Genomic DNA, 24,063 nt, shown 5'->3' with positions numbered 1-24,063 from the left:
TTCCTTACAAGTAACAAGCTACACGCCTGAAGCAGCTATGTCAACATTTTCTTGGTAGTTGTTCACAGTGGAACCACAACAGCATGTTGTAAACATCCTTTGAAACTTTTGTTGTGGTGCCGATTTTTCCCCCGATCAGGCTGCAGCGTATGCGACGCCGGTCGACTACGCCCAGACGCGGGCTCAAGGAAGTGATGGTTTGGCGGGGCAACCACGTCTATGTCCTGGCGGACTCGTCCAAGCTCGACCTGTGACAATTCCATGCCTGACACGGCTCGCTCTGCGTGCTTCCGGCCGTGTTGCCGAGACGCTGGGGCAGGCCCCTTCCTGGATCTCGCGTACAACGCTCCACGCCTTCTTGCGCAGCCTGTGGTGAAGGTTTCCCTGGGACAAGGAAGAAGACACGCAAGGAGGATCGATGTACAAGGGGCGTTTAAGCAGAAGCATGCGATTGCCCGCTGGGCGGCGTCCGTGATCCGGCCCGGTGAGAACATCCTGCTCGACGCCGGCTCCACCGTGGGTGCCCTGGCCCACGAGCTGCGGGGTTTCGAAAAGCTGTCCGTTACGACCCCGGGCATCAACACCATGCAGGAGCTGGCCGATTCCGAGGGCATCGAGGTGGACTGCCTGGGCGGCCGGCTGCGAAGCCTTTCGTAAAGTTTTGTTGGACCGCTGGCCGAGGCGGCGCTGGAGCGGATGAGCTTCGACCGCGTGTTTCTCGGCGCTGACCCCGTCACCGCCGAGGACGGCATCTGCGAGGCCGACCACGCCCAGACCCGCCTCAAGGAGCTCATGGCCCGGCGCGGCCGTGAGGTATACGTCTTGGCAGATTCGTCCAAGCTTGGGCTTCGGCCGTTCCATGCGTGGGCGCGGCTTGCGCTGCCGTGGACTTTGGTGACGGACGACGGCGCCGATGCGGGGCAGGTGGCGAAGTTTAGGGACGCGGGGGTTGAGGTTGAGGTGGCTGAGGTTTCGCCGAGCTAACTTTTGCTGCAACACTTGCAGAAAAGGCGCGAGTTCCTCATCCTCCGGGCCCTCCCGCAGTGCCCCCTCGTCGGCACGGCATCATGAAGCCAACCAGGGCGTCCTGCTCAATCAAGCCCAAGGATACTCGTCGCAACGACGTCTGGATCAATCCGACTGATCAGCACGATCTAACGAAGTGTGTCCTACTGATAGGTGACTTGGAACCCGAGCGAACCGAATAGGCCGGTTGGCAATGCCCTGGTATTTTCCCCAGCCCGATCCCATAGCACTGACTCCTCTGCAGCGGTTGCTATGTCTTCCGCGCGCTTGAAGAGCTCCGCCGGCTGCGGTGTCTCGATGGCATCTGCGATCCCGGTGACCAAGCCACGATAGCGGCTGTACACACAGGACCGGACATGGTCGATGTTGGGCCTGTAAAGCTACGGCTCCGTATCTGCGCCCCAACATCCAAGGTAAAGTCACTTTCCATGATGGTCAGTGACTTTACCTTCAGTTGGCGCTGTTGACCCAGCCCCGGTGACGTCAGCACTGTGGCCGGCACTGCCCTGCAAAGCAGATCACCTCTTCCCCATTCCAGGAGCCCCACCGAGATAAACGCGAAACCACGGTCGAGAGATTCTACCGGAAAGTCGGGACTGAGAACCTGCCCTTATTCGCTCCTGGAGAATTCTGGCCCTCCGACTGATGCTGTCCAGCATGTCCAGATCTCGGCCCCAACCCCTTTCCCGGACAAGTGGACGGATCCCTGCCAGCTCTTCGCGGAGCGCTTGTGCACTGCGATAGCGTTCAAGGTAGTCCGTCGAGCCGACCTCAAGGGCAGCAATCCGCTCCAGGAATGGCACTGCCCAGTGGGGTTGCCGGGCGACGTCCAACGGGTTGGGCGCATGAGTCCGCGAATAGTCCGCAAAAACTCGCCTGCCATCTTCCCAAATCTCTTCTTCCGCTATGCGAAATCGATGCATTAGCTCATAGACTCCCACCCGTACCTTTGATGACACGTTGGGGTCGCCGAGAAGTCGAGCATGCAAGTCATCGATTTCGCTCAGTACTCTCCTAATATCACTCAGCGACCACGCCTCTTGTGACCTGTCCCGAGCTTCTACTGTTGCTAATATGTGTGAATATCGCTGTTCAATCGATTGAGGACTGGACATCTAGGCTCCGAAACGATGGATTATTTGAAGCACAATCGGTAATTTTACGAACTGCCTGTAATTTATCGAGGAGCGTCGTCCCAGTCTGCAAGTATCGCTACTTGAAATTTCAGCCCGTCCACTCGGAATTACTCTTTGCAAGACTTGTGGCTCGAACGCTCTATGCATGTCCATGGAAGTCTCACGCCGGTCATCTCGCAATTTATGCAACGGGCGGCAGCTCAAAGCCTAGGACGCGCTACGAATGCCCGGTCCTCGGGTGACCCAAAATTCGTTGAATGCCGACTCCGCCAAGCTCTTCACCGTGATCAACAAGTCATTGGACGTTTGCGAAAGATCGATCGGAAACTCCACGACGGAAACTTCTGTGTTGCGGATGCGCCGCAGGCGCGGTTTCCCTGGTCCTGCATAAACGAGCCAGGCTCTCGAAACTTCCAGCGCCGTGCAGTAGGCCAACATTTGATAGTGATCAGCATTTGGATACGCGCCGGAAGGCGAAGCGGCCTTGTACTTGGCATCGAACACCATGGCCGGCTGGCGCCCGATGGTATGGACGATATCGACCAGCATCCGGACTCGATCGCCGGTGCGGCCATGAAGCTCTACTTCGTCAAGGAACGCGGGGTATTGGCCGACGGTCTCCCCCGGATACACGTTTAGCGCCTCCTTCAGCGCCGTCGTCAGAAAATCTTCAAACACCGTCGCCATATTCACCACGAACGAGGCCACGGAATGGCGCCCCAGCCCGGCTTCCGCAGACATGTTCCGGAGGATGGTCTCCGCTAACCGCAGCGCAGGAGAGTACCGCTCGTTGAGCCGGGATTCGGTCCAGACAGGCAATGGGACGCCATAGCGTAGCTCCGAAACCCCATCAAGCTTGGAATCCAGATGGGCTAACCTCCAACGCACGTCTCCGGAGAGCCTTGGCACCTGCATCATGAGCCGCACGGCAGCACGCAGGATCCGATTTTCTGGGATATCCACAGTGAAGTCGTCGTAAGCGACTTCGAGCGGCAGGAGCATCCCCGGCCGGCGGGTCATCTGATCCCCAACCCGTATGCGCCCTCGCACAGTCCGCAACGACTCTTCCACATGGACATAACCGCTCAGCGCACCGCGGTCCAAAGCCCGAAGACCATGTCGGGCCAAAGACTCTCCCAGGGCAGCGAACAAATCCGTGTCTTCAACCCCGGCGACGTCGTCCGGCCGGAACCCCGGGTTGGCGGCGTACCCCAGGAGGAACAGCAGCCGGCTCAGCCCCACCTTCTGCTTGGGTTTCACCTCGACCAAGAGCTGGCCGACCTGCACGGCCCCGACATTCCCTGCAGGGAGTATGGTCCACATGCCGCCGTGAGCGGGAAGCACCGTCACCAACCCGGTGTCCCGGAGCGTCGCGGCAACCTCCGGGTCCAGGTCCACAGACTCGGCAGAGCTCTGCAGCTCGTCCAAGACAATCGAATTAAGCATCAGCGCGACGTGTCTTCCGCATCCGTCAACAACCTCTCGAGCTCCTCGGTCCCCTCGCCGTTAAGCTCGGACGAATCCGGTGCAATGGAAAGATCCACAGGCCCCGTCAACACGCCAGCCTTGCGTCGCATAGCCGACAGTCCGAACTTCTCCCTGACTTGTTCCCGCTTCAATCGTCCGAAGTACTGCTCTTCCAACAATGGAAGCAGCTCGAACTTCCAAATATCCTCGAGGCCCTCATCAGTTTCGGCGTGCGGTTTCATAAAGTACGACGGACCGATCATGAGATCTCGGTTCGTCTCCTCAATCTCGCTGTTCAAGGCATTCAGCAGCTCTGCCCGCAACAAAGGCTTCCCATTCGCCTTGAGAAACCGTTCGAGGAGTCCCGAGATTATGCCGTCTTGCGGATGCAATTCGATGAATGCGAATCGGCGACGGATGGCGGCATCCACCATGGCAATGGACCTGTCCGAAGTGTTCATTGTGCCGATGATGAAGAGATTCGGCGGGAGCGCGAAGACCTTGTCCGGGTTGTACTGAAGGTTGATACCCTCATTCCGGTACTCCAGCAGGTAATACAGCTCACCAAAGATCTTGGCAAGGTTACCGCGGTTCATCTCATCGATGATCAGAAAATACGGTTTGTCTCGGTTCCCCTCGGACGCCGCCTCGTCAGCGATTCGCCGCAGCGGCCCCGCCTCCAGGCTAAAGCCCACACTCCCGTCCTGACTCTTGACTGGCCGGTACCCTTCGAAGAAATCTTCATAGGCATAGGAGGGGTGGAACTGGACGGTCTTGACATGGTCCGAGTGCTCCTCGCCCGCAAGGAATTTGGCAATTGCCGTTCCCAAATAGGTCTTGCCGGTACCGGGCGGCCCGTAGAAGACAACCTGCTGCCGCGTCTGAAGTAGTCGGATCACCTCTTGCAGGTGCCCCTCTTGCACGTTCAATTTCCGGGCAAGTTCTGGCGTCACCGCACGCAGCTGAGGCACGACGGCGATCTGCGGCGTGGGCGCCGTTTCTTGAGTTTCTTCGTCGATCTCAGATTCCACGCCCAACCACGACGTAATGATGGAAAAGGCTTCCGTGAGATCAACTACTGCCCCTTGCTCGGCCAAGAGGCGGGGCAACGGTGCGGGAACATCGTCATTGTTAACGGGGGTTTTCTGCCATGCCACGGATCGACGCAGGCGCGACGAAGCATCGTCGGCGTAGTGAGCCTCTCCGGTCACGATACCGAGGTAAAGCCAGTCTTCGAAGGCAGTGACCACGAAGTCGTCAACCTTCATGACGCTGAGGAACCGGTGGTACTCCGTGGCTCGGAGCTTCCGCTCTGAGTATTCGAGGTGCTGGTAGCCCTTGTTGACGGCTGTTTGGATCTGGCTCAGCGACGAGCCTGGTACGGGAGACCCCAGGTGCTGTGCAGGAGTGGATACGAATCCGTCCTCCAACCAGGGCTGAAGCATCGCGGATCCAGCTTGGCTTTGCCGCACGAGCCAGGCGCGTTGTCCCGAATCTTCGGAGCCGGTCCGCCATTGACTCAAGTACGGTTCCTCGTACCACTCGACGAATTGGTTGGCGTTGCCCTGTTGAACAAGGCGAATGGCGTGCAGGTCTTTGGCGATAGCACCTTCGTCACTAATGTTCCGGCCTTTCGTCCCACCGATGATGCCTGCGAAGGCCTGCCAGATCGCGATGCGGTGGTCGCGCGTGACCACAGGCGGAAGGTGGCCCGGCCATGCAAGGTAGTCGATGCTGTACCGGATCATTGGTCTGTCGTCCGGCACCGACTGGGTAATATCACGGAACGTCCAGGGATCTTCCAGCCCTGCGGTAATAAGGCTCACAGGTTGAGCGGCGACATGCTCGACGAGCCTGGACAGCCATTTCATATGGTCAGCCACCTGGATATTAAACCCCATGCCGCCGTTGAACGCGCCTTCCGCTTCCAGCCCCTCACGAAGCGGGGCCGGAAGGACTACAGAGGCCCCCTCGATCCACGAGAGGATCTTGTTTATGCGCGCCACCTTGGTGGTTACGCCGACATTGCTCAGTGGCAGAACCTGCAAATACGCCAGTTCAGCTGCCAACAGGATGGTGGCTGGTCTTGCACCCTTCAGCTGGCGTTCGAACTTGGCCATAAATGTTCCAGTGCCGACATCCGCCTCACCTCGACCTGCAAGGTCGCGCGCGTTCTCAACTGTCCAGGTGGAAGTAACGCCGTCTATAAGTGACGGCTCACCGCGGAATCCGGTTTCGATGATCATCCGCGCCGCGGCCTCAGTCCGCGGCGCTACGGTAACGGCTGCGATGCTCAGGTCAAACGCAGCTGCCGGAGCCTTGTCTCCGCGCCATTGCTGGAGGCTCGCGGCCTGCTCCGGCGTCCAGTCAGCGGTTGGATCCACGTTCATTACGGTCCAAAGCAGACCTTGGGCATCGAGCCGGTCCCGAAGCCTGATGCCGTGTTCGGGAGCCAACCGGAGCATTTCGTCGAGCGCATCGAGCAAGAGCTGGTAGCGCTCGGACGGTGTTCCGTTGGCGCCTCGGTCCTCCCAGCCCACGAGCTTGAGAAACTTCTTGACGGCGCGGGCGCGGTACGGCGGATAAACGAGGGGGTCCCTGCCGAGAAGAAGAATCGACGCGAATCCAACTAGCCCGCCTACCGAGAATTGTTCGGGGCTGTACGGCCTCAGCTGCGCCGTGAACTCGTCGATGCCTTTTGGGTCGGGATCGCCGCGCCAGAGAATGTCTACGACCCGCCGCAACTCTTCCGGACGAGTCCGGCCCAGATCCACTAGACGCATCATGAAGTACTGATTCATGAGATTCGAGGAGGAGATGTCCCTGCGCAGCATCTCGAACCATTCAGAATTGCCGTCCAGGTAGGCCGCACGCGTCACCTGCAGACGCTTCGACAGAGCAAGCTTGTATTCGTACTCCTCCGCATCCAAATCGACTGTATTGGCGAACGGCGCCGCAAATTTCATGAAAACGTCCCACTCCTGTGGACTCATCCTCATGCCCCCGCTGCCGACGCCGGCCATCGCCGAATCTCAACCGCTACCATTTTGACCCCAATCTTTGTCATACAGACGGGACTTTACGGCTCACCCACATGGCGTGACCGCCCGATCTAGTTGCCCATCGAAGCTCCCAACCCAAGTAGTACAGCATGTCCACAGACAGTCACCGGTAAGGACACAGCATCGACTGCATCTTGACCCGTGGGCGCCCCAGCGGGGCTGGCTCCTCGCCTTCACTGGCCAGTCACTGGCTCCAGATGGAATTCGACACGGTACTCCATGAACCGCAGGCTCGGCGCGATGGACGTGCCCGGCGAATCCGTCGGTCGTCTTCCTGGGCGATGATGACGCCTTCGACGGCTTGTCTGGGGAAAGCCCCCTTAGGTTCCCCCTCTGGCGATGGCCGACCACCAACTCAGCTCAAAGTAGTGCGTCGACGGTGCTCTCCGAATCGTGAGCCCGTGCAACGCGCCCAGGGCAGGGCATATTTGTCGACGGAACTCCAGAATTTACTTCTCCACAGCCCAAAGGCGACCAATTTGTTCGGCCGCTTGGAAGTTCTCGAAGACGCCTGAAGTGATCCGGTACTCGCGGCGGCCACTCAGGCGAACACGGAGTCAAGAATCATCCGATTCTGGGCCTCGGGGTCACCTGGGGAATATGGATAGGTTTGAAGAGACACACACCTCGACTCGTAATGCCACTTCATTGGAATCGGTGGACGTAGCGACCCATCCTAGAGGCAATGTGTCGCAATAAATGCTCCTTCAATCCTTCAATCCTTCAATCCTTCAATCCTTCAATCCTTCAATCCTTCAATCCTTCAACACAATTGGACGTACGGAACTTTGGTGTAAATGCCCATTCAGCGAACGGCTCCGTCGATGCCTTGGTCTGGACGATCGTGCGGATTTGCGACGTGGCTCCGCCTCTGCCCGACAACCTGGCGAATCTTCTCGGCCGCAATCATCGGGTCATCGTGTGCCCAGAAACGCAGCACCACCCATCCTGAAAGTCTGAATAGCTCCGTTGTCTCAATATCCCGGGCGCGGTTAGTAGCGACCTTGAGGCGCCAGAATTCGATATTCGATGCCGGCTCCCGATAGTGTTCTGGGCAACCATGCCAGAAACACCCGTCGACGAACACTGCCACTTTGGCACGCGGAAATACCAAGTCAGCGCTTCGCCGAATGCCGTGGAGCGGGCGTACGGCTACTCGGTATCGAAGACCGAGCGCGTGAACAGCCCGGCGGATAGCCAGTTCGGGCGCAGTGTCCTTGGAACGGTTGCCTTGCATTATTTTCCGGGCCGCCGGGCTGGACGCCCAACTGTGGTCCTTCATCTATCCACCCTAAACCCGGCCAAAGACGGTGGACCCACACCGACACCGGCACCGCCAAGGAGGACCTATGTCGCCCTAGGCGGGCTCAGGCTTCCGGTGCGACCCTCACGGAAACCTCGGACCCTTCTCGGCAGGACTGAACCTCGGACAGAGCCAGCCATGACGTCTGCAGGGGGCGAGCCCACTCCGGCTCAATGTCAACAGCATGGGACATCAGTCCGTGTACATGAGAAAGATAGGCTTGCGGCGAGGGGAACCCTCTGGACGCCGAGTATGTTCCTACGCCAAAGCGGGAAGAACCGTACACATGCCATTTCAAGGTTTTCTTGAAGTCAGACCTGAGATGCAAACGGTCGGTGTCCACAAGTAGCCCCAAGACTTGAAGCCGCGACCCCGGCGGGCATATCCGAATTTTCCCCTCGTGCATCGTGAAATGATGGGATGCTATCTGCGTCCGCGCACACCGGACAAAATGTAGTGCATCTTGGCGCGAGAATTCTCCTTGAGAGGAAAACGTGAGGTCGTCCGAATATCTCGTGTACTTAAGTCCACTTTTTAGAGCTAAGCGAGATAACGAGAGATCCAGTCTATAGGCCACAAGATTGGCGAGCATTCCGCTCGTCGGAGCACCCTGAGGCAAATGACCCAGTCGATTTTCCGTTGTCCCGGGCCGAGAATCTCCGAAGCCACTGGGGGCGTGCCTCCCGTTGACGTCCGGCCTACCCATTGGTGTCCGGGTGCATAGTCTCGCAAGCTGTCTAGACAGAGACGAATCACAGCCCCTGGCGCTAAATACCCTCGCAACCTGATCTTCGTCGACGGAGTGAAAGAAGTCCGCCAAGTCAAGCTTTACGAGCCAGCGAGCGCCTAAGTGTTTGACAGCACAGTCGCTGATGGATACGCCCTTGCTGTATGCGAAACTAGTACCGTCGAATTTCGTTGCTGACGTCAGCCTAGACAAGATCGCTCGCTGCACCTGGGCCAGGTCATGGATCGGGGCAGCAATGACTCGCTTGGACCCTTTCCGGGCTTTCGGAAGGGAGAATTCATGATAGGGGTCGATTCGTCGCGCAATGACATCCTCCAGGAGGTGACGACTAACTCCGCCTGAACGCGCAACCTGATTCAAGTCAAGGAACAGAGAATTCTTTGCTGCCAATTCGCACCTATCGCAAGTTGAGTCTCGTCCGGGCTGCCCGGGGAGTAAGGCCGCCAATACCTACTTGATTCAGAATTACGATGAAAATCCACCTAGTCCAAAGCCACTTCAATTGAGTGACCCAGCGTGTCGCGAAAACGCTAATAGGGCTTCTCCGGTCATTTCGAACTGACCGGTTGGCCCACCCTAGGCATCTGCGGCCTTACTCTCAGCGGAAACTATCTGCAAACTTCAATCCCTGTCAAATGACCGGAAGCAAAATGGTCCGATCCGTGGCTGCCGTCTTCCTGGTGGGAAGGGGTGACAGTTTCCCGCCCGCTTAGCGCTGGATCGCGCGCTGCGCCTTCCCGGGCGCGGCCCGGGCCTTTAAAAAGAGCCCAGCACGTTGCGCCCTCACCGTGACGGTTGCGTGGATTCCAGAGTCCCAAACCATTAGGAACGCAGTGTCAGCTCTGCGAGCTTCCAGTCCATATATCCTTGATCCAGCAAGTCGCCGATGCTGGACGAGGCCAGCGAGCCAGAATGACGTCGGACCCAACGGCAGCGCAGCCAATTAGCTGACGGTCACTCAGGGCCAATGGGTTCCATGGACACTCTGACATTGGGTGGCAGTCGGCCCCGCAGCAAACCCGAGAATTGAACGGTATGGATCACAACGCAACAATCCTTAGCCTTTTCGCCGGCGTCGGAGGGTTCGAGCAGGCGTTTCACAAGGCCGGCTTCACCGGAACCATGGTGGCATACGAAAATTGGCCGTCAGCCCGTGCGGTACTAAGCACACGCTTTCCTTCTGCTCAATTGTTCGGGGACGTCAAGGATCTCCCCCCCAAACTTCATGACGCTGAGATAGTCACCGCAGGGTTCCCTTGCACTGACCTCTCTCCGGCCGGGAGACTTGCCGGAATCTCAGGCGATGCATCGGGCCTAATAGTTGGAGTTCTCCGCGCAGTCCAGCGCCAGAGTCCTGAATGGGTACTGCTGGAAAACGTCCCCAACATGTTGCGGCTCAAGGGCGGCGAGGCCATGGCCATAATCGGGGGGATGCTAAGCGACGCTGGATACCGTTGGTGCTACCGAACACTCGACGCCCAGCATTTTGGCGTCGCCCAACGACGTAAACGCGTTTTCCTTTTGGCGAGCCGGCACCACGATCCGGAGCGAGTACTGTTTCGAGACAAGGCAACGCTTACTGGTACCAAACCGACCGCAACTGGCCGTGTCCACAAAGCTCACGGCTTCTATTGGACTGAAGGAAATCGGGGTGTCGGATGGGGAGACGGGGTCGTACCGACTATTAAGGGATCGACGACTAGAGGGATCCCGTCCGCTCCTGCAATCTGGTTGCCAGACGCTGACATTGAATCAAAGTTTAGGACCCCTTCCATTGAAGCCCTGGAGACTTTGCAAGGATTCCGCCCAGGCTGGACCGTTGCCGCGCCGGTTAGGGACCGCTGGAAATTAGTAGGCAACGCCGTAGCGGTCCCGGCCGTGCGGTGGATCGCCGAAGGCCTCAAGGCATATGACCAGTTGGTGAGCGTCGAGCTGTCAAGAGAGCTGGACGTCAAGCACGGATGGGGCACGGCAGGACTATCGGTTGATGGACATGTGCGTTGTCTAAAAGTCTCGGAGGGTCCGGTCACCGGGCCTCTGCGCCGCGCCTTCACTTTGCAACGGGTCCTTGACGATCGCGGTTCGAACCCGCTGTCCGCCAAGGCCACGAGAGGGTTTGCCTCGCGGCTGTTGAGAAGTAATCTCCGGTACGACGATTCATTCATGAGGGACCTCAACGCCTACGCATCTTTGTGAGGCCAGTCATGTATAAATGGTGGGAGCATCAACAAAATCTCTAATGGGGGAGCATTAATGACAGTCGCGCCTGCGGCGTCGGCAGTTCACGACGAACTGCCTGAAGTCGGTCAATTGGTCACGGTTCGAGGTTCAAAATGGATCGTCACCGACGTCGCAGCCCAGGCACTGGAACGCTCCAGCGCAGATGATGGCAAAGCCGAGCTCCAGCACGCGGTTTCGCTCCAGTCCATCGAGGAAGAGCACTACGGCCGCGAGATGACCGCCATCTGGCAACTGGAGCCGGGACGCGGCGTCATTCTCGACCAAGGCCTCCCCACGACGGTCGCCCCAGATCAGTTCGACGACCCGACCACCTTCGCTGCCTACGTCGATGCCCTCCGCTGGGGTGCTCTGACCTCGGCGGACGCCCGGACGCTGCAAGCCCCGTTCCGCAGCAGTGCAACCATCGAGGCCTACCAGCTTGAGCCTCTCCGCCGTGCGCTGGAAGCACCTCGAGCGAACCTTCTCCTGGCCGACGACGTCGGTCTCGGCAAGACCGTCGAAGCAGGACTGGTGGTGCAGGAGCTCCTGCTCCGCCATCGAGCCCGATCCGTCATCATCGTGTGCCCGGCCGGCCTCGTCATCAAGTGGCAGGAGGAGATGCGCGACAAGTTCGGTCTGGGCTTCGAAATCGTCAACTCCAACACCATGCGCGACTTCCGGCGACGCTTCGGAGTACACGCGAACCCATTCATCCTGTTCCCCCGGGTGATCGTCTCCATGTCCTGGCTGCCGTCGCCGCGAGCCGAGCGCCTCCTCCGGGACGTATACGCCCGTGCAGACGACAAGCGTGTTGCCGACCGGTACGCCTTCGACGTCGTCATCGTCGACGAAGCCCACCACGTCGCTCCGGCCACGCCCTCGCGAGGCGGCAACGACAAGAGCCGCTACGCCGTCGACAGCCAGCGCACGGTGTCCGTCCGCGAACTCGCGCGACGCTGCGAGCACCGGCTCTTCCTCAGCGCCACCCCGCACAACGGTTACACCGAATCCTTTACGGCCCTCATGGAGATGGTCGACCCGCAGCGCTTCGCCCGCGGCGCAGATCTCGATCCCAAGGCGCTGCGCGAAGTGGCCGTTCGCCGGCTTAAGAAGGATTTACCTGATGAGGGCTTCCAGCTGCGCGAAGTGCACGCCCTGCTGTTCCAGCCCTCCGACGACGAGTCTGAGGCTTACGACCGGCTGATCGCGTTCACCAGACGGCGTAACGCAGCCGTAAAAGCCGAGAAGGGCAAGCGCGCCGCAGACCTCGCGACTCTGATCCTGAAGAAGCGGTTCTTCTCTTCGCCCACAGCATTCGCCTCGACCGCCGAAACCTATCTCGCCGCCCGTTTGCGTGGAGACGACGACATTGACCTGCCTGACTACGACGAAGTGCTCGGCGATGAAGCCTCCGATGAAGAAGAAGGCCGCCTGGAGCAGCCTGAGCTAGAAGCACTCCGCATGGCACAGCGCGCACAGGTTCCGCTGACCGATGAAGACGTCGCGGACCTTGAGTGGCTCATCGCCTGGGGCTGGCGCTACGCCTCCTTGCCTGACACGAAGCTCCAGTCGCTCATCAACCTGATCCGGAGTCAACTGCTCATTCCCGACGGAACGTGGTTGAACGAACGCCTCGTCATCTTCACCGAGTACGTCTCCACGCTCAACTGGATTCGCGACATCCTCAATGCGTTTGACCTCGGAGGCGACCGTCTTGCGGTGATCGAGGGCTCAACCGATGCCGAAGAGCGCGAACTGATCCGCGTGCGCTTCACCGAGAACCCTGCCAAGGACCCCGTGCGCATCCTCATCGCGACTGACGCTGCCGGCGAGGGCATCGACTTGCAGACACACTGCCACCGCCTGGTCAGCTTCGACATCCCCTTCAACCCCAACCGCCTTGAGCAGCGCATCGGCCGCATCGACCGTTATGGACAAACCGAACGCCCTCAGATTTATCACCCGGATCCGGAAGACAAGTCGGCCACTTCCTCGAACTACGCCAGGGACACCGATTATCTTTCCCGCGTCGCCCGCAAGATCTCACAAGTACAGGAAGACCTCGGGTCCGCAGGCGACATCATTGATCCGGATATCCAGCGAACGCTTGGCTACGGAGACTTGCCCGCCCGACCGAAGCTAGTCAAGGGCTCCGGCGAGCAGATCATTCAGACGGCCATGCAAGGCGAACACAATCTCCGCCGTGAACTAACCGCCCTTGCCGACAGGCTCGAGAGTTCCCGTGACCGCCTTCACCTCCACGACCGCAATCTACGCCGCGTCCTGGAGACCGGGCTGCAGGTGTCCGGTCAACCCGGCCTCATTGGTGTGGTCGACGACTACGAACTGGCCGACCTTTATGCGCTGCCGTCCGGACTCGACCGGACCTGGACGCCGGGGTTGGAGGGCCTGCGTACTCGTCTGCGCCCGGATGTACCACGCCCCATCACGTTCGACGGTGAAGAGGCGAAGGGTCGCACCGACATTGTCTTCGCCCACTTGGGACACCCGCTCATCCAGCGCGCCGCTCGGGAATTGCGCGGCCAGATCTGGACCCGCTCAAATCACATCCACGGCGTGAGCGCCGTGGTTGTTGACGGGCTGGAGCAGTCGTTCGTCGCCGGCGTCGCACGCCTGGTTGTTGTCGGCGACGGCGGCACTCGCCTCCACGAGGAAGTGTTCCTTGCCGGCACCCGGCTCACTCGACGCCAGGAACTCGGCGTGGAACGCTCGGAGGATCTTCTGGTCACAGCTCTGGACGCCGAGAAGTTGACGTCACCCGCCCCCGGTGTGCTCGCCGGACTGGCCGATCTTTGGAATGCAGATGGCGCCGACGACGGCGGCATTCGCCAGCGCGTCGCCGACGCCGTCGCCTCCCGGGCCCAGAGGCTGCGCAGCGGGATCGAGCAGGACCTGGACAAGCGCAAGACCGCCGACCTCGAACGTGTGAACGAGGTTTTCGCCCGGTTCCACCAGACGTTGGCGGGCACGCTCGACAACGCCGAAGAGCGCAAACGCGAGCTTGAGGACATGCTGTTCCACGAGGAGCAGCGCCAACGCGAGAAGGACCTGGCAAACATCAGGCGGCGCCTCGACGCCCTCGCCGAGGAGCAGCGCGATGAGCGGGACGCCGTGTCCAGGCGCTACGCCAATCTGCAACCGCACACATTCGTCGCCGCGGTCGTGTTCGCACTGAGCCCGGCCGATGCAGAGAGACTGGGGAAGAACGATGGCAATTAAGGACCCTTGGGAGTGGCTGTCTCTCGTCGACGTTGATGGGCCATTCCTTTCGCGCGCTGCCCTCAAATCTGTGTTTCCCACCGGACTCGACCGGCCGTACAACGCCATCGACGACGTCAACAGCACCTTCGTATACGAGCACACGGTGTGGTCAAAGGCGTGGACGGAGCGTCAACGCCAGACAGGTGCCGCTAAAGACCTCGCCTGGCGCGACCGCTGGGTCACCGCCGTCCTGCGCGATCTTCTGCAGTGGGATGACTACCTCGACGGGCATCCCGACTCGACGATCGTCGCCAGTTCGCCTGATGGAGACGTGACCGTACGACCCTGGGCGGCGTTGGACGCCGGTGACGGCCCGGCCGCCCTGGTCGTAGTCGTCGACCCGACCGACGATCTCCGACGAACCGGCGCCGATGGTTGGGCCGCCGACGCCATCGACCGCACGGCTGCCCTCCTGCGGGAAGCGAAAGTCAGTATCGGGCTCGTCACCGACGGCCGCTGGTGGGGCATCGTCTCCGCCGTCCGGGACGTCACTACAGCGAGTGGCGTATTCGATTCGCTCATCTGGCGTGAGGAACGTGACAGCAGGGACGCATTCCTAGCCCTCGCCGGGCTGGTCTCGCTCGCTGGAGGATCCGCCGACAAGCGTCTGCCGAAGTTGTTCGAGCTCAGCGTCGCCAGCGCCGAGGCAATCACCGAGGCCCTAGGTGACCAGGTGCGTCGAGCGGTCGAGCTCGTCCTCCAGGCCATGTCCGAGTCGCACTTGCGGGCTCTCGCGAGCGGGGAAGTATCCCCTCTCCCTGAGGACAGCAAGCAGGTGTACGAAGCTGCCGTATCCGTGCTGATGCGCGTTGTCTTCCTTCTCTTCGCCGAGGAACGCGCACTGCTGCCGCAGCACCAGATGTACCGCGACTCCTACGCCATTTCCGGGGTCCGCAACGACTTGGAGCATTCTGCGCAGAACAGCACCGAAGAAGCCCTTGACCACACCTGGGAGACCTGGCATCGCCTGCTCGCCGCCAGCACCGCCATCTACTCAGGCGCCACCTTCGAAGACACCCGCATGCCGGCGTACGGTGGTTCGCTGTTCGACCCGGCTCGCTTCCCGTGGCTATATGCGACCAACGCACAGGGGAAGCTCTCCGTCCGGGTCTCCGACCGCGTCATGCTCCAAGTACTCAAGGCCGTGCAGACCGCATATGTGGGCGGCGAACGTCGCCAGCTGTCGTTCCGCGACCTCGACGTCGAACAGATCGGCTACGTCTACGAGGGCCTGCTTGGCTATTCGGCCGAATACACCCAAGACGTGGTCGTCGGACTCGAAGGCAAGAGCGGATATGAGCCTGAGATCGCTTTGAACGAGCTGTGTACGATCGCCGACGCTGCTACGAGCGGAGCAGACTTCGCCAAAAGGCTCATCGCCCATCTGAAGGAAACACAGCCGAATTCGAAACCCGCGTCGCCCCGACAACTCGCGAAAGCTTTCGATGCGGACGATGAAACGAGGGCCGCCGACGCCCGCACCCGCCTCGGCTTCGTGCTGCTCGGCCACACCGAGTTGGTCAACCAGGTCGCGCCGCTGCACGCCCTGATCAGGAATGATCTTCGCGAATTCCCATATGTCGTTCCCGCGGGAGGGCTCGTGATGACCGAGTCGCCTCAGCGAGCCAACACTGGCACGCACTACACCCCTCGGTCGCTCGCTGAAGACGTGGTACTCCACGCGCTCGAACCCCTAGTCTTCTCGCCGGGCCCCCTCGACACCGAGAACCGGGACGACTGGGTCCTAAAGAGCTCCACCGAGATCCTCAACCTCAAAGTCGCAGACATTGCCGCCGGCTCCGGCGCGTTCCTCGTTGCCGCCGCCCGATACCTCGCTAAACGCCTCATCGAAGCCCGCTCAAAGGAGGGGCTAAGCGCTGCCGCCAACGAAGACGCCAAGAGGTGGGCGATCCGTGAAGTTGTTGCTCGCTGCCTCTACGGCGCCGACATCAACGGCATGGCCGTCGAAATGTGCAAGCTCTCTCTATGGCTCGTCTCTATGGACCCAGGCAAACCATTTTCCTTCGTTGACGACAGGGTCTTCCACGGGAACTCACTGCTCGGCGTTACCTCCGAACGGCAGCTCCGCGCACAGCACATCGATCCCAGCCACAGTCGACTACTCCAGAGAAAGCTCCTGCAACTCGACGTCGACAGCGACCTCGCCCGTTCCGCCCAACTCCGTCGCGAGCTTTCCAGCGGTCAGGTCGACGATGGTGATCGGATGCGCTCCACGCGGGCGAAGCGCAGGCTCCTGGACGAGTCGCGTGGGGTGACCGCCCGGCTCCGTGACGTCGCCGATGGAATCATCGCGGCAGGACTCCGCGAAGGCGGAAAGCCTGGCAAGGCGCTGGAGGCCAGCTACGAAGATCTCGCAGATGCGCTCTACATGTCATACCCGCGGAACGATGCCGTAGGTGACCGTAGGCGACTCGACGTGATCCTCGACGGCGGACTAGCTCCCACGGTGGACACGGGAGAAGCTCGATGGAAACCCCTACACTGGGTAATCGAGGCTCCCGACGTATTCGTCGACCACGGTGGTTTCGACGCGATTATCGGCAACCCCCCATTCCTGGGCGGGCAAAAGCTGACCGGTGCGATGGGTGCAAACGTACGGGACTGGCTCGTCGACGTTATTGCCGGGTCAGTGCGGGGAAGTGCCGACCTCGTTGCCTACTTCTTCCTACGAGCCAACAGCCTCGTCGCCCACAATCGTGGCCAGCTAGGCTTGATCGCCACGAACACGATTGGACAAGGGGTCACTCGCGAAGTGGGCCTGGATCAAGTCCTCGCAGATGGGATGGTCATCCGGAGGAGCATACAGAGCGCCAGTTGGCCGGCTCGAAGTGCCAATCTGGAGTACGCGGCTGTGTGGGGTTCGCGGCGCCAGTTGGCGGAGTCGGTGCATGCGGTATCGGATGGGATACCGGTGCGCTCGATTTCTTCACTACTTGAGCCGCAAGGACAGGTGACCGGCAACCCTGTTCGCCTCGCTGAGAATGGTGGAACGGTCTTTCAGGGCTCGATTGTGCTCGGCTCAGGCTTTGTGCTGTCGCAGGAAGAAGCGGCGGCAATGATCGACGAGTCACGCACGAACTCCGACGTTATCTTCGGATATCTGAATGGCGAAGATCTAAACTCCCGGCCGAGCGCTGATCCAAGCAGGGCCGTCGTTAGTTTCTGGGATTGGTCAGAAGCAAAAGCCCAGGGCTACAGGGCGCCATTCGATCGTGTTGAACGACTCGTGAAGCCCGAGCGCCAGCGGCTCAAGCCAGACGGGACGTTCGCTTTGAGGAAGCCCCTACCTGAACGATGGTGGCAGTACGGAGAGAAGCGCCCGGGACTTTATAAGGCAATTGAACCACTCCAACGCGTGATTGCGATCGCTCGCGTAAGCAAGACTGTTATGCCTGTCCGGGTTGAAGCGAGGCAAATCTTCAGCGATTCACTCGCCGTGTTCGCGATGGAGGGCTTTGGGGCCTTTGCCCTATTGTCATCAACGCTGCACCAGACGTGGGCGATTACTTATGGTTCGACTCTCGAAACGCGAGTGCGCTATACGCCTTCCGACGTCTTTGAGACATTCCCCCGGCCGCGCACGACAGACCGCATGCGGGAGGGCGGCGAAACTTTGGACCGTGAGCGCCGCGAGATCATGCTCCAGCGAGAGCTCGGGCTCACAGCCCTCTACAACCTCGTAAATGACCCGACCGTGACGAATGACGCCGACGCCACCCTTATCCGCGAGATTCACGTCGAGATCGACGAAGCGGTGGTGGAGGCGTATGGGTGGACCGACGTCCCACTCGATCACGGCTTCCACACATACCGGCAGGTGGAGCGCTTCACGGTGAGTCCAGCCGCGCGCGTAGAGATTCTCGACCGGTTGCTGGAAGAGAACCACCGCCGGGCGGCGCTGGAGGCGCGGAACGGCGGCAAGGCGATCGCCCACATGGAGCTCGACCTTGATCCGGAGACCGCCCCAGAAGGAGCGATGTTCTAAATGACCGCACACACAGTCCCCTCCCAACCGGCGACGTCCGCCGAGGTTCGCGACGAGCTCATAGACCTATTGCAGCGCGATCTGATCGGGCCGTGGGGCGAGCCTGACGAGACGGTCAACGGCACGCCGCGTGCTCGCTACCTTGTCGGAGCGCTGGCGCCGGTCGCGATTGGCGACGACGACCCGCTGCCTCAGGCCAAGGCGCAGCCGGCGGTAGACAGCCCGGATGACTTCCGGGACTCTGACGTGGCGGGAGTGCTGGATGCCGACGCGAGCCGCGACGTCCAAGGCGTTGTGGACCAGCCGGACGAAATCATAACGGATGCGGGCGGCGTCGACACCGACGAAGACCGCGGCCCGGAATCCAAGCTCATCGCGCCGTCGTCGATGGGCCTCCGCTTCCAGGTCGGCCGCGACGTTGGCAACCTCGTTTTTACAGCACGGTGGGGTCAATACGCGTCCCGCAGGGAGACCGACGAGGACGGCCGCACGCAGACATATTATGACCGCACCGACAACGTCGAAGGGCGGACGATCGACGTTGCGGCTATCGGCGCCGGGCAGACCCATACCGAAGTGATCGTTGAGGGCCATGTCGCGATCTCGGTCGAGGTGTTCGAGCACGACGGGCTGCGGGTTGTCGAAGCTGCGCTCCAGAACACCAAGGTCACCGGTAAAGAGCTCCCGCCCAAGGTCTGGCTGTTCCAGACCCAGCTGGAAGTCATCGCCGAGGACGAGAGCGCAGTGTTCCGTCCCACCCGCGACGCGCTTGAGCAGGCACGTGACTTCGGTGACCCCGAAGTGCTGCAGCTCGATCTCCTGTATCGTGATCGCCTTGAGTTCGCCGTCGGCCGCACAGCCTCCGCCACCTGGACCCTGCCGGATCCACAGTCCCGCACGGCCACTGCGGTGCGAACGACCTGGCTGCCCACTGCCGAGATCCCGCAAACCCTTGCACCAACCATCAAGGGGGCCGAGATGAGCATGCGGCTGCTGATGGACGCGTCTCCTGACCAGCTTGAGCAATACCTGACGCCGTTGATCGACGGCTATGAGACCTGGCTCAGCGATCGACGCTTCGACGCCGAGGGCCTGCCCGAGCACCTCCAGGAGATCGCCGCGACTGGGATCAAAGACGGAGAAGACGCACTGAAGCGCCTGCGCGCTGGCCTCGATCTGCTGACGAATACTGATCCGAATGCCCATGCAAGCGAACAGGTTCGAAAAGCCTTTACTTTCATGAACCGCACCATGCGGGAACAGCGCCTCCGCTCCCAGATCGCCGGCCTCCGGAACGCAGACCGCGATATCACTGTCAAGGAGGCGACTGCCGCAATCGACGAGAAGGGTGACAGCGCTGCTTCATGGCGCGCCTTCCAGCTCGCATTCATCCTGATGCAACTGCCTTCAATCGTCGACCCGACAATGCCTCGGCGGTCCGGTGACTTGCCCAGAGCGGAGCTCCTGTTCTTCCCCACCGGTGGTGGCAAGACCGAAGCCTATCTGGGGCTCGCGGCATTCACATTCGGCATCCGCCGCCTCCAAGGCGTCATTGAGACGCCCGGCGGACTGATTGACGGCCGCGACGGTGTCGCCGTGCTGATGCGGTACACGCTCCGTTTGCTCACCTCTCAGCAGTTCCTGCGTGCCACCACGCTCATGTGCGCCGCCGAAGTAGTGCGGCGTGAAGACCCAGCGACGTGGGGCCAGGAACCTTTCCGCATCGGCCTTTGGGTAGGCTCAACCGTCAGCCCGAAACGCTTTGCTGAGGCGGAGCAACAGGTGCGCGACGTACGCAACGACGACGGTAATTCCGCCTACGGACTCACGGTGCTTCAGTTCAGCAGCTGCCCATGGTGCGGGACGCCAATCAATCCCAAGGCGGATGTCGTTGCCGTGAAGGCGACCCAGCGCGTCCACGTGTACTGCGGAGACAAGCTCGGACGGTGCCCGTTCTCAGCCGGAGGCAGTGCAATCGACGGTCTTCCTGTGCTCACCGTGGACGACGAGATCTACCGCAATCCACCGACCTTCCTACTGGCGACCGTCGACAAGTTCGCGAGACTGGCCCGCGAGGGTGAGGCGGCGAGCCTGTTTGGCTACGTGTCTCAACGGTGCGAACGGCACGGCTACAAGCACCCGGACACCGTGACCTCTGTATGCGGAGCTAGCGGTCACACCGCAAAATCGGAGGGCGGGAGAACCTATCCGAAGGCCATCGTGAAGGATGTGGACCGGCTGCGTCCGCCGGACCTCATCATCCAGGACGAACTCCACCTCATCACCGGCGCGCTCGGCACTGCAGTGGGATTGTTCGAAGGAGCAATAGACACGCTTTCGACGTGGGAGTACGGCACTGCCGACAGCCCCGCGTTAGTGAAGCCCCTGGTTATCGCCTCCACCGCGACCGTGAGGAACGCCCGCGATCAGGTGATGAAGCTCTATGCACGCCAGGTGCAGATCTTCCCACCCCAGGTCCTATCAGTGACAGACACCTTCTTCTCGAAGGAAGTCACGATCAGTGAGAAGGACCCCGGCCGGCGTTACGTCGGGGTTTGCGCCCACGGGGCCCGCCTGACCCTCGCGGAGATCCGGGTCAGCGAAATTCTGCTCCTCGCCGGTCAGAAGTTGTTCGACGCCCATGGTGCGGCGGCCGAGCCTTACGTGACGCTGGTTGATTACTTCTCCGCCACCCGGGAGCTGGCCGGCATGCGCCGTTATCTCGAAGACGACATCGTCACCCGAACCAGCAACCCCGACAAAGACTCTGGTTACCCCCGGCGGGGGTCCAGCGGGCTGCGGATCGGCGAGTTGACGTCCCGCATCTCGTCAGCGGATATTTCGAAGACGCTCACCACCCTGGGTGTTCCGTTTGACCCGGACCGGGATACGACTGAGGCTAAACGGGAATACGGTGTGCGGGCCGCAGCCGCCAAGAAGGCCGGCCGGAAGCTTCCGCCGCGGGACATGCCGTATGACGTGGTCCTCGCTACCTCCATGCTCCAGGTAGGTGTAGACGTGCCGCGGCTTGGGTTGATGCTGGTGGTTGGCCAACCGAAGAACACTGCGGAGTATATTCAGGCGTCTTCGCGCGTAGGTCGTGAAGCCTCCAAACCCGGCCTCGTGGTGACGCTCGCCAACCGGTCCCGGCCGCGGGACATGGCGCACTATGAACAGTTCGAGCACTACCATGACACGTTTTATGCGCACGTCGAAGCACTGTCCGTGACCCCGTTCTCCGACGCCGCTTTGGAGCGAGGCCTGACTGGCGTGCTAGTGTCGGCGGCCCGCGTCGCCGACCAACGGAATGAGCCCTCACTCTCGCCCGAAATCGGGGCTGGGACGATCGTGCAGCGGCGAACGTTCGTCGACACCCTTGTCGACCGGCTCGTCACACGGATCAGAATTGCCAGCGGCGGGGACGACGCGGCAGCGGACGCCGCCAAAAGCAAGCTCATCCTGCGCCTCGACAAGTGGACGGACGAGTCGGACAAGTGGTCAGGCGCCTTGACTTATCAAAAGGACTCCCTGGGCGGTGGGCAGATCGTGTCACCCCTGCTGGTGAGCCCGGAGACAGTGGTTCCCGACGAAGACAGCCGTCTGTTTCAAGTGGCCAACTCGATGCGCGAAGTTCAGCCCGAGATCAATCTCCTTGTGACACCGATCGTTGGCAGACTAGCGGAGCCGCTAAGTGCAGCTGCGCCGAAATGGGTCTTCTCGAAGAAGGATGCGAAATGAGTCAAGTCGTAGAGGACGAAGCATCCAGCGTCGCCGGAGTGGTGGCCAACCCGTTTGGGGAGCTGGAAGCCGTCGGCGCGAAGAACCACAGCCGCGTAGGCTCAGTGCGACCCAGCGCCCTGCTGTACACCTCGGGCATTGGGGCCACGGTGGACATGCCTCACATAGCGGTGATGCCCCAAGGCCTTGACGCCTGGGAGATCGCTTACTCGAAGCAGGGCGGCCCGCAGCTGGTCTTGGTGCCGCGTCTGCTCACCGCGGTCCGCAAGATGTTGCCTCGTGTCGAAGAGCTGCGGCAACCCCCCTGGGTGCCGGAGAAGGCCCATGAAGGCGGCACTCCGATCGGAATCCCGACCCGCGTATTCCCCCAGTGGCTGCGCTGCACCGGCTGTGACCTGTTGGCGCCTATCTCGGAGTCGACCAAGTTCGAGTTCGTGAACACGAGCAAGCACCGGCCCGACAAGGCGCAGTTCGTGCACAAGTCGTGCAAGGGCCGCCCAAAGAAGGGCCAGAAGCAGGGCACTTTGGAAGCGCGGCCGCGCCTGGCCGTGCCTGCCCGTTACTTGATCGCCTGTACCGACGGGCACCTCGACGAGTTCCCTTATGTCGAGTGGGTGCACGGCGCCGACGGCGACCCCGTGAAGTGCAAGGTCGCCAAGCCTGAGATGCGAATGATGGAATGGCGCTCTAACCTCGGACCGCAGGTGAAGATCTCTTGCGTGGCCTGCGACGCCTCACGAAATATCGCTGAGCTCACGCGGGCCGGCGGGGAAGAGATGCTTCCCGACTGCCGCGGACGGCACCCACACCTTCCCACTTACGCGCCGGCCGACAATCCGTGTCAAGCGGACGTTAGGCTGATGCTGCTGGGCGCTGCGAACCAGTGGTTCCCAGCGTCGGTGAGCGTGCTTGTACTGCCTGCGCGCAAGAACATTACGACCGCGGACGTGGCAGAGACAGTGAAGGGACTGCCGGCCGTCACCTTCGCAGATGTGCACACGCTCGATGACTTAGTCGGGTGGCGGAAGTACGGCCCGAAGGATGTCCGCACGATCTTTGACGGAATCGCAGATGGCGCTCTGTGGAACGGAATTCAGGTCGCTCGAGGCCAGGCAGTCGCTGAACCCGAGTCCTCACCTTCGGGTTTCGATCCGATCAGCCTGCTGGAACCAGAGTGGGACACCCTCGTTCACCCCGAGGATTTCGAGCGCGAAGACCGAAAGGCTGGCTTCCGCGTGCGGCCGGTGGAGGTGGCATCGGCCCTGCGGCCGGTTCTGTCCCACGTCGTCGCGGTGGAGAGGGTCAAGAAGGCCAACGCGTTCATCGGTTTTACGCGCATCGATGCCTTGGACCGTGTAGGCGACGCTCCCAACCGGATCGCTCCGCTCGTCCAGTCAGGGAAGCCGAAGTGGGTTCCCGCAACGGAGGACCGCGGCGAAGGAGTATTTCTGCGCTTCGATGAGGACGTGATTCGCGCCTGGGAGGACGGCGTACTCGAATCCAAGGTGTGGCAGTCCCATGTGGCCGCTCACGAGCGCAACGTCAAAAGGCGCCAGAGTCGCACCGCGGTGGCGATCGATCCGGCAGACCGAATGCCGCCGCCGCGATACTGGGCGCTGCACACGATGTCGCATTTACTCATCCGTGAGATGGCAATGTCCAGCGGCTACGGCTCGGCATCACTGTCCGAGCGTCTTTACGCATGGCGGGAAACGGACGATCGGGAGGCTGCTGCAGGCATTCTGATCGCCACGACCTCCCCCGATAGCGAGGGAACTCTCGGAGGCTTAGTTGATCTGGCCAGAACGGAGCGGCTGGAAGGGGTATTCCGGGATGCGCTGCGCCGGGCGGAGCGGTGCTCATCGGATCCGATTTGTGCGCATCGCGTGCCCAGCGGTCAGGAAGACTTCCTACACGGTGCGGCCTGCCACTTCTGCCTGTTCGTGTCGGAGACGTCCTGTGAGAAGGCCAATCGCTTCCTTGACCGTCGCTTCGCATTGAAACTAAATGCTGGGCCTGAGCACGCGGTCGAAGGTCTGCTCCAACCGGTGCTTGAGACTTTCGGAGATTAGGCG

General features: G+C 61.0%; 9 protein-coding genes and 1 pseudogene. 6 read left to right on the top strand and 4 right to left on the bottom strand.

What is annotated here, in order from left to right; genetic code table 11:
• Window positions 1-429: 429 nt before the first annotated feature.
• Window positions 430-984: pseudogene (locus ACFVWT_RS14065) on the top strand (DeoR/GlpR family DNA-binding transcription regulator); the annotation flags it as partial.
• 1,385 nt (window positions 985-2,369) lie between these two features.
• Here ACFVWT_RS14065 and ACFVWT_RS14060 read toward each other — a convergent pair.
• The 4 genes from ACFVWT_RS14060 to ACFVWT_RS14045 form a co-directional block, all read right to left on the bottom strand.
• Window positions 2,370-3,608 (bottom strand): McrC family protein, encoded by a 1,239-nt coding sequence (locus tag ACFVWT_RS14060; RefSeq protein ID WP_390248721.1) that lies wholly within the window; start codon window positions 3,606-3,608, stop codon window positions 2,370-2,372.
• The gene (locus ACFVWT_RS14055; protein ID WP_390248719.1) at window positions 3,608-6,595 is read right to left on the bottom strand and encodes an McrB family protein; all 2,988 of its coding nucleotides are present in this window, start codon (window positions 6,593-6,595) and stop codon (window positions 3,608-3,610) included. The genes ACFVWT_RS14060 and ACFVWT_RS14055 overlap by 1 nt, the downstream gene beginning before the upstream one ends.
• A gap of 901 nt (window positions 6,596-7,496) precedes the next feature.
• Window positions 7,497-7,973: a very short patch repair endonuclease gene (locus ACFVWT_RS14050; protein WP_390248717.1), complete on the bottom strand. Its 477-nt coding sequence runs from the start codon at window positions 7,971-7,973 to the stop codon at window positions 7,497-7,499.
• Window positions 7,974-8,058: 85 nt separating this feature from the next.
• Window positions 8,059-9,102: a reverse transcriptase family protein gene (locus tag ACFVWT_RS14045; RefSeq protein ID WP_390248799.1), complete on the bottom strand. Its 1,044-nt coding sequence runs from the start codon at window positions 9,100-9,102 to the stop codon at window positions 8,059-8,061.
• 675 nt (window positions 9,103-9,777) lie between these two features.
• Between ACFVWT_RS14045 and ACFVWT_RS14040 the strand changes: the two genes are divergently transcribed.
• The 5 genes from ACFVWT_RS14040 to drmB are packed head-to-tail and all read left to right on the top strand — an operon-like array spanning window position 9,778 to window position 24,060.
• Complete coding sequence (locus tag ACFVWT_RS14040) at window positions 9,778-10,938, top strand: DNA cytosine methyltransferase (RefSeq protein ID WP_390248715.1); 1,161 nt, start codon at window positions 9,778-9,780, stop codon at window positions 10,936-10,938.
• A gap of 57 nt (window positions 10,939-10,995) precedes the next feature.
• Window positions 10,996-14,202, top strand: coding sequence for a DISARM system SNF2-like helicase DrmD (drmD, locus tag ACFVWT_RS14035; RefSeq protein WP_390248713.1), 3,207 nt, complete (start codon window positions 10,996-10,998; stop codon window positions 14,200-14,202).
• Complete coding sequence (locus ACFVWT_RS14030; RefSeq protein WP_390248711.1) at window positions 14,192-18,250, top strand: DNA methyltransferase; 4,059 nt, start codon at window positions 14,192-14,194, stop codon at window positions 18,248-18,250. Before drmD ends, ACFVWT_RS14030 begins: the two co-directional genes overlap by 11 nt.
• On the top strand, window positions 18,251-21,988 hold the full coding sequence (gene drmA, locus ACFVWT_RS14025; protein WP_390248709.1) for a DISARM system helicase DrmA: 3,738 nt from the start codon (window positions 18,251-18,253) through the stop codon (window positions 21,986-21,988).
• A complete protein-coding gene (gene drmB, locus ACFVWT_RS14020; protein ID WP_390248707.1) occupies window positions 21,985-24,060 on the top strand; it encodes a DrmB family protein in 2,076 nt (691 codons plus the stop codon). Before drmA ends, drmB begins: the two co-directional genes overlap by 4 nt.
• Window positions 24,061-24,063 lie beyond the last annotated feature (3 nt).

Origin of the sequence: Arthrobacter sp. NPDC058288 (assembly GCF_042880995.1) — a bacterium.
In the GTDB taxonomy this organism is placed as follows: domain Bacteria; phylum Actinomycetota; class Actinomycetes; order Actinomycetales; family Micrococcaceae; genus Arthrobacter.
This window is presented reverse-complemented; position numbering and strand designations above follow the sequence as displayed.

Excerpts from the sequence above, each read along its gene's own strand:
- drmA (WP_390248709.1), top strand. The coding sequence starts at position 18,251 with ATGACCGCACACACAGTCCCCTCCCAACCGGCGACGTCCGCCGAGGTT.
- ACFVWT_RS14040 (WP_390248715.1), top strand. The coding sequence starts at position 9,778 with ATGGATCACAACGCAACAATCCTTAGCCTTTTCGCCGGCGTCGGAGGG.
- ACFVWT_RS14055 (WP_390248719.1), bottom strand. The coding sequence starts at position 6,595 with ATGAAATTTGCGGCGCCGTTCGCCAATACAGTCGATTTGGATGCGGAG.
- drmD (WP_390248713.1), top strand. The coding sequence starts at position 10,996 with ATGACAGTCGCGCCTGCGGCGTCGGCAGTTCACGACGAACTGCCTGAA.
- ACFVWT_RS14060 (WP_390248721.1), bottom strand. The coding sequence starts at position 3,608 with ATGCTTAATTCGATTGTCTTGGACGAGCTGCAGAGCTCTGCCGAGTCT.
- drmB (WP_390248707.1), top strand. The coding sequence starts at position 21,985 with ATGAGTCAAGTCGTAGAGGACGAAGCATCCAGCGTCGCCGGAGTGGTG.
- ACFVWT_RS14030 (WP_390248711.1), top strand. The coding sequence starts at position 14,192 with ATGGCAATTAAGGACCCTTGGGAGTGGCTGTCTCTCGTCGACGTTGAT.
- ACFVWT_RS14050 (WP_390248717.1), bottom strand. The coding sequence starts at position 7,973 with ATGAAGGACCACAGTTGGGCGTCCAGCCCGGCGGCCCGGAAAATAATG.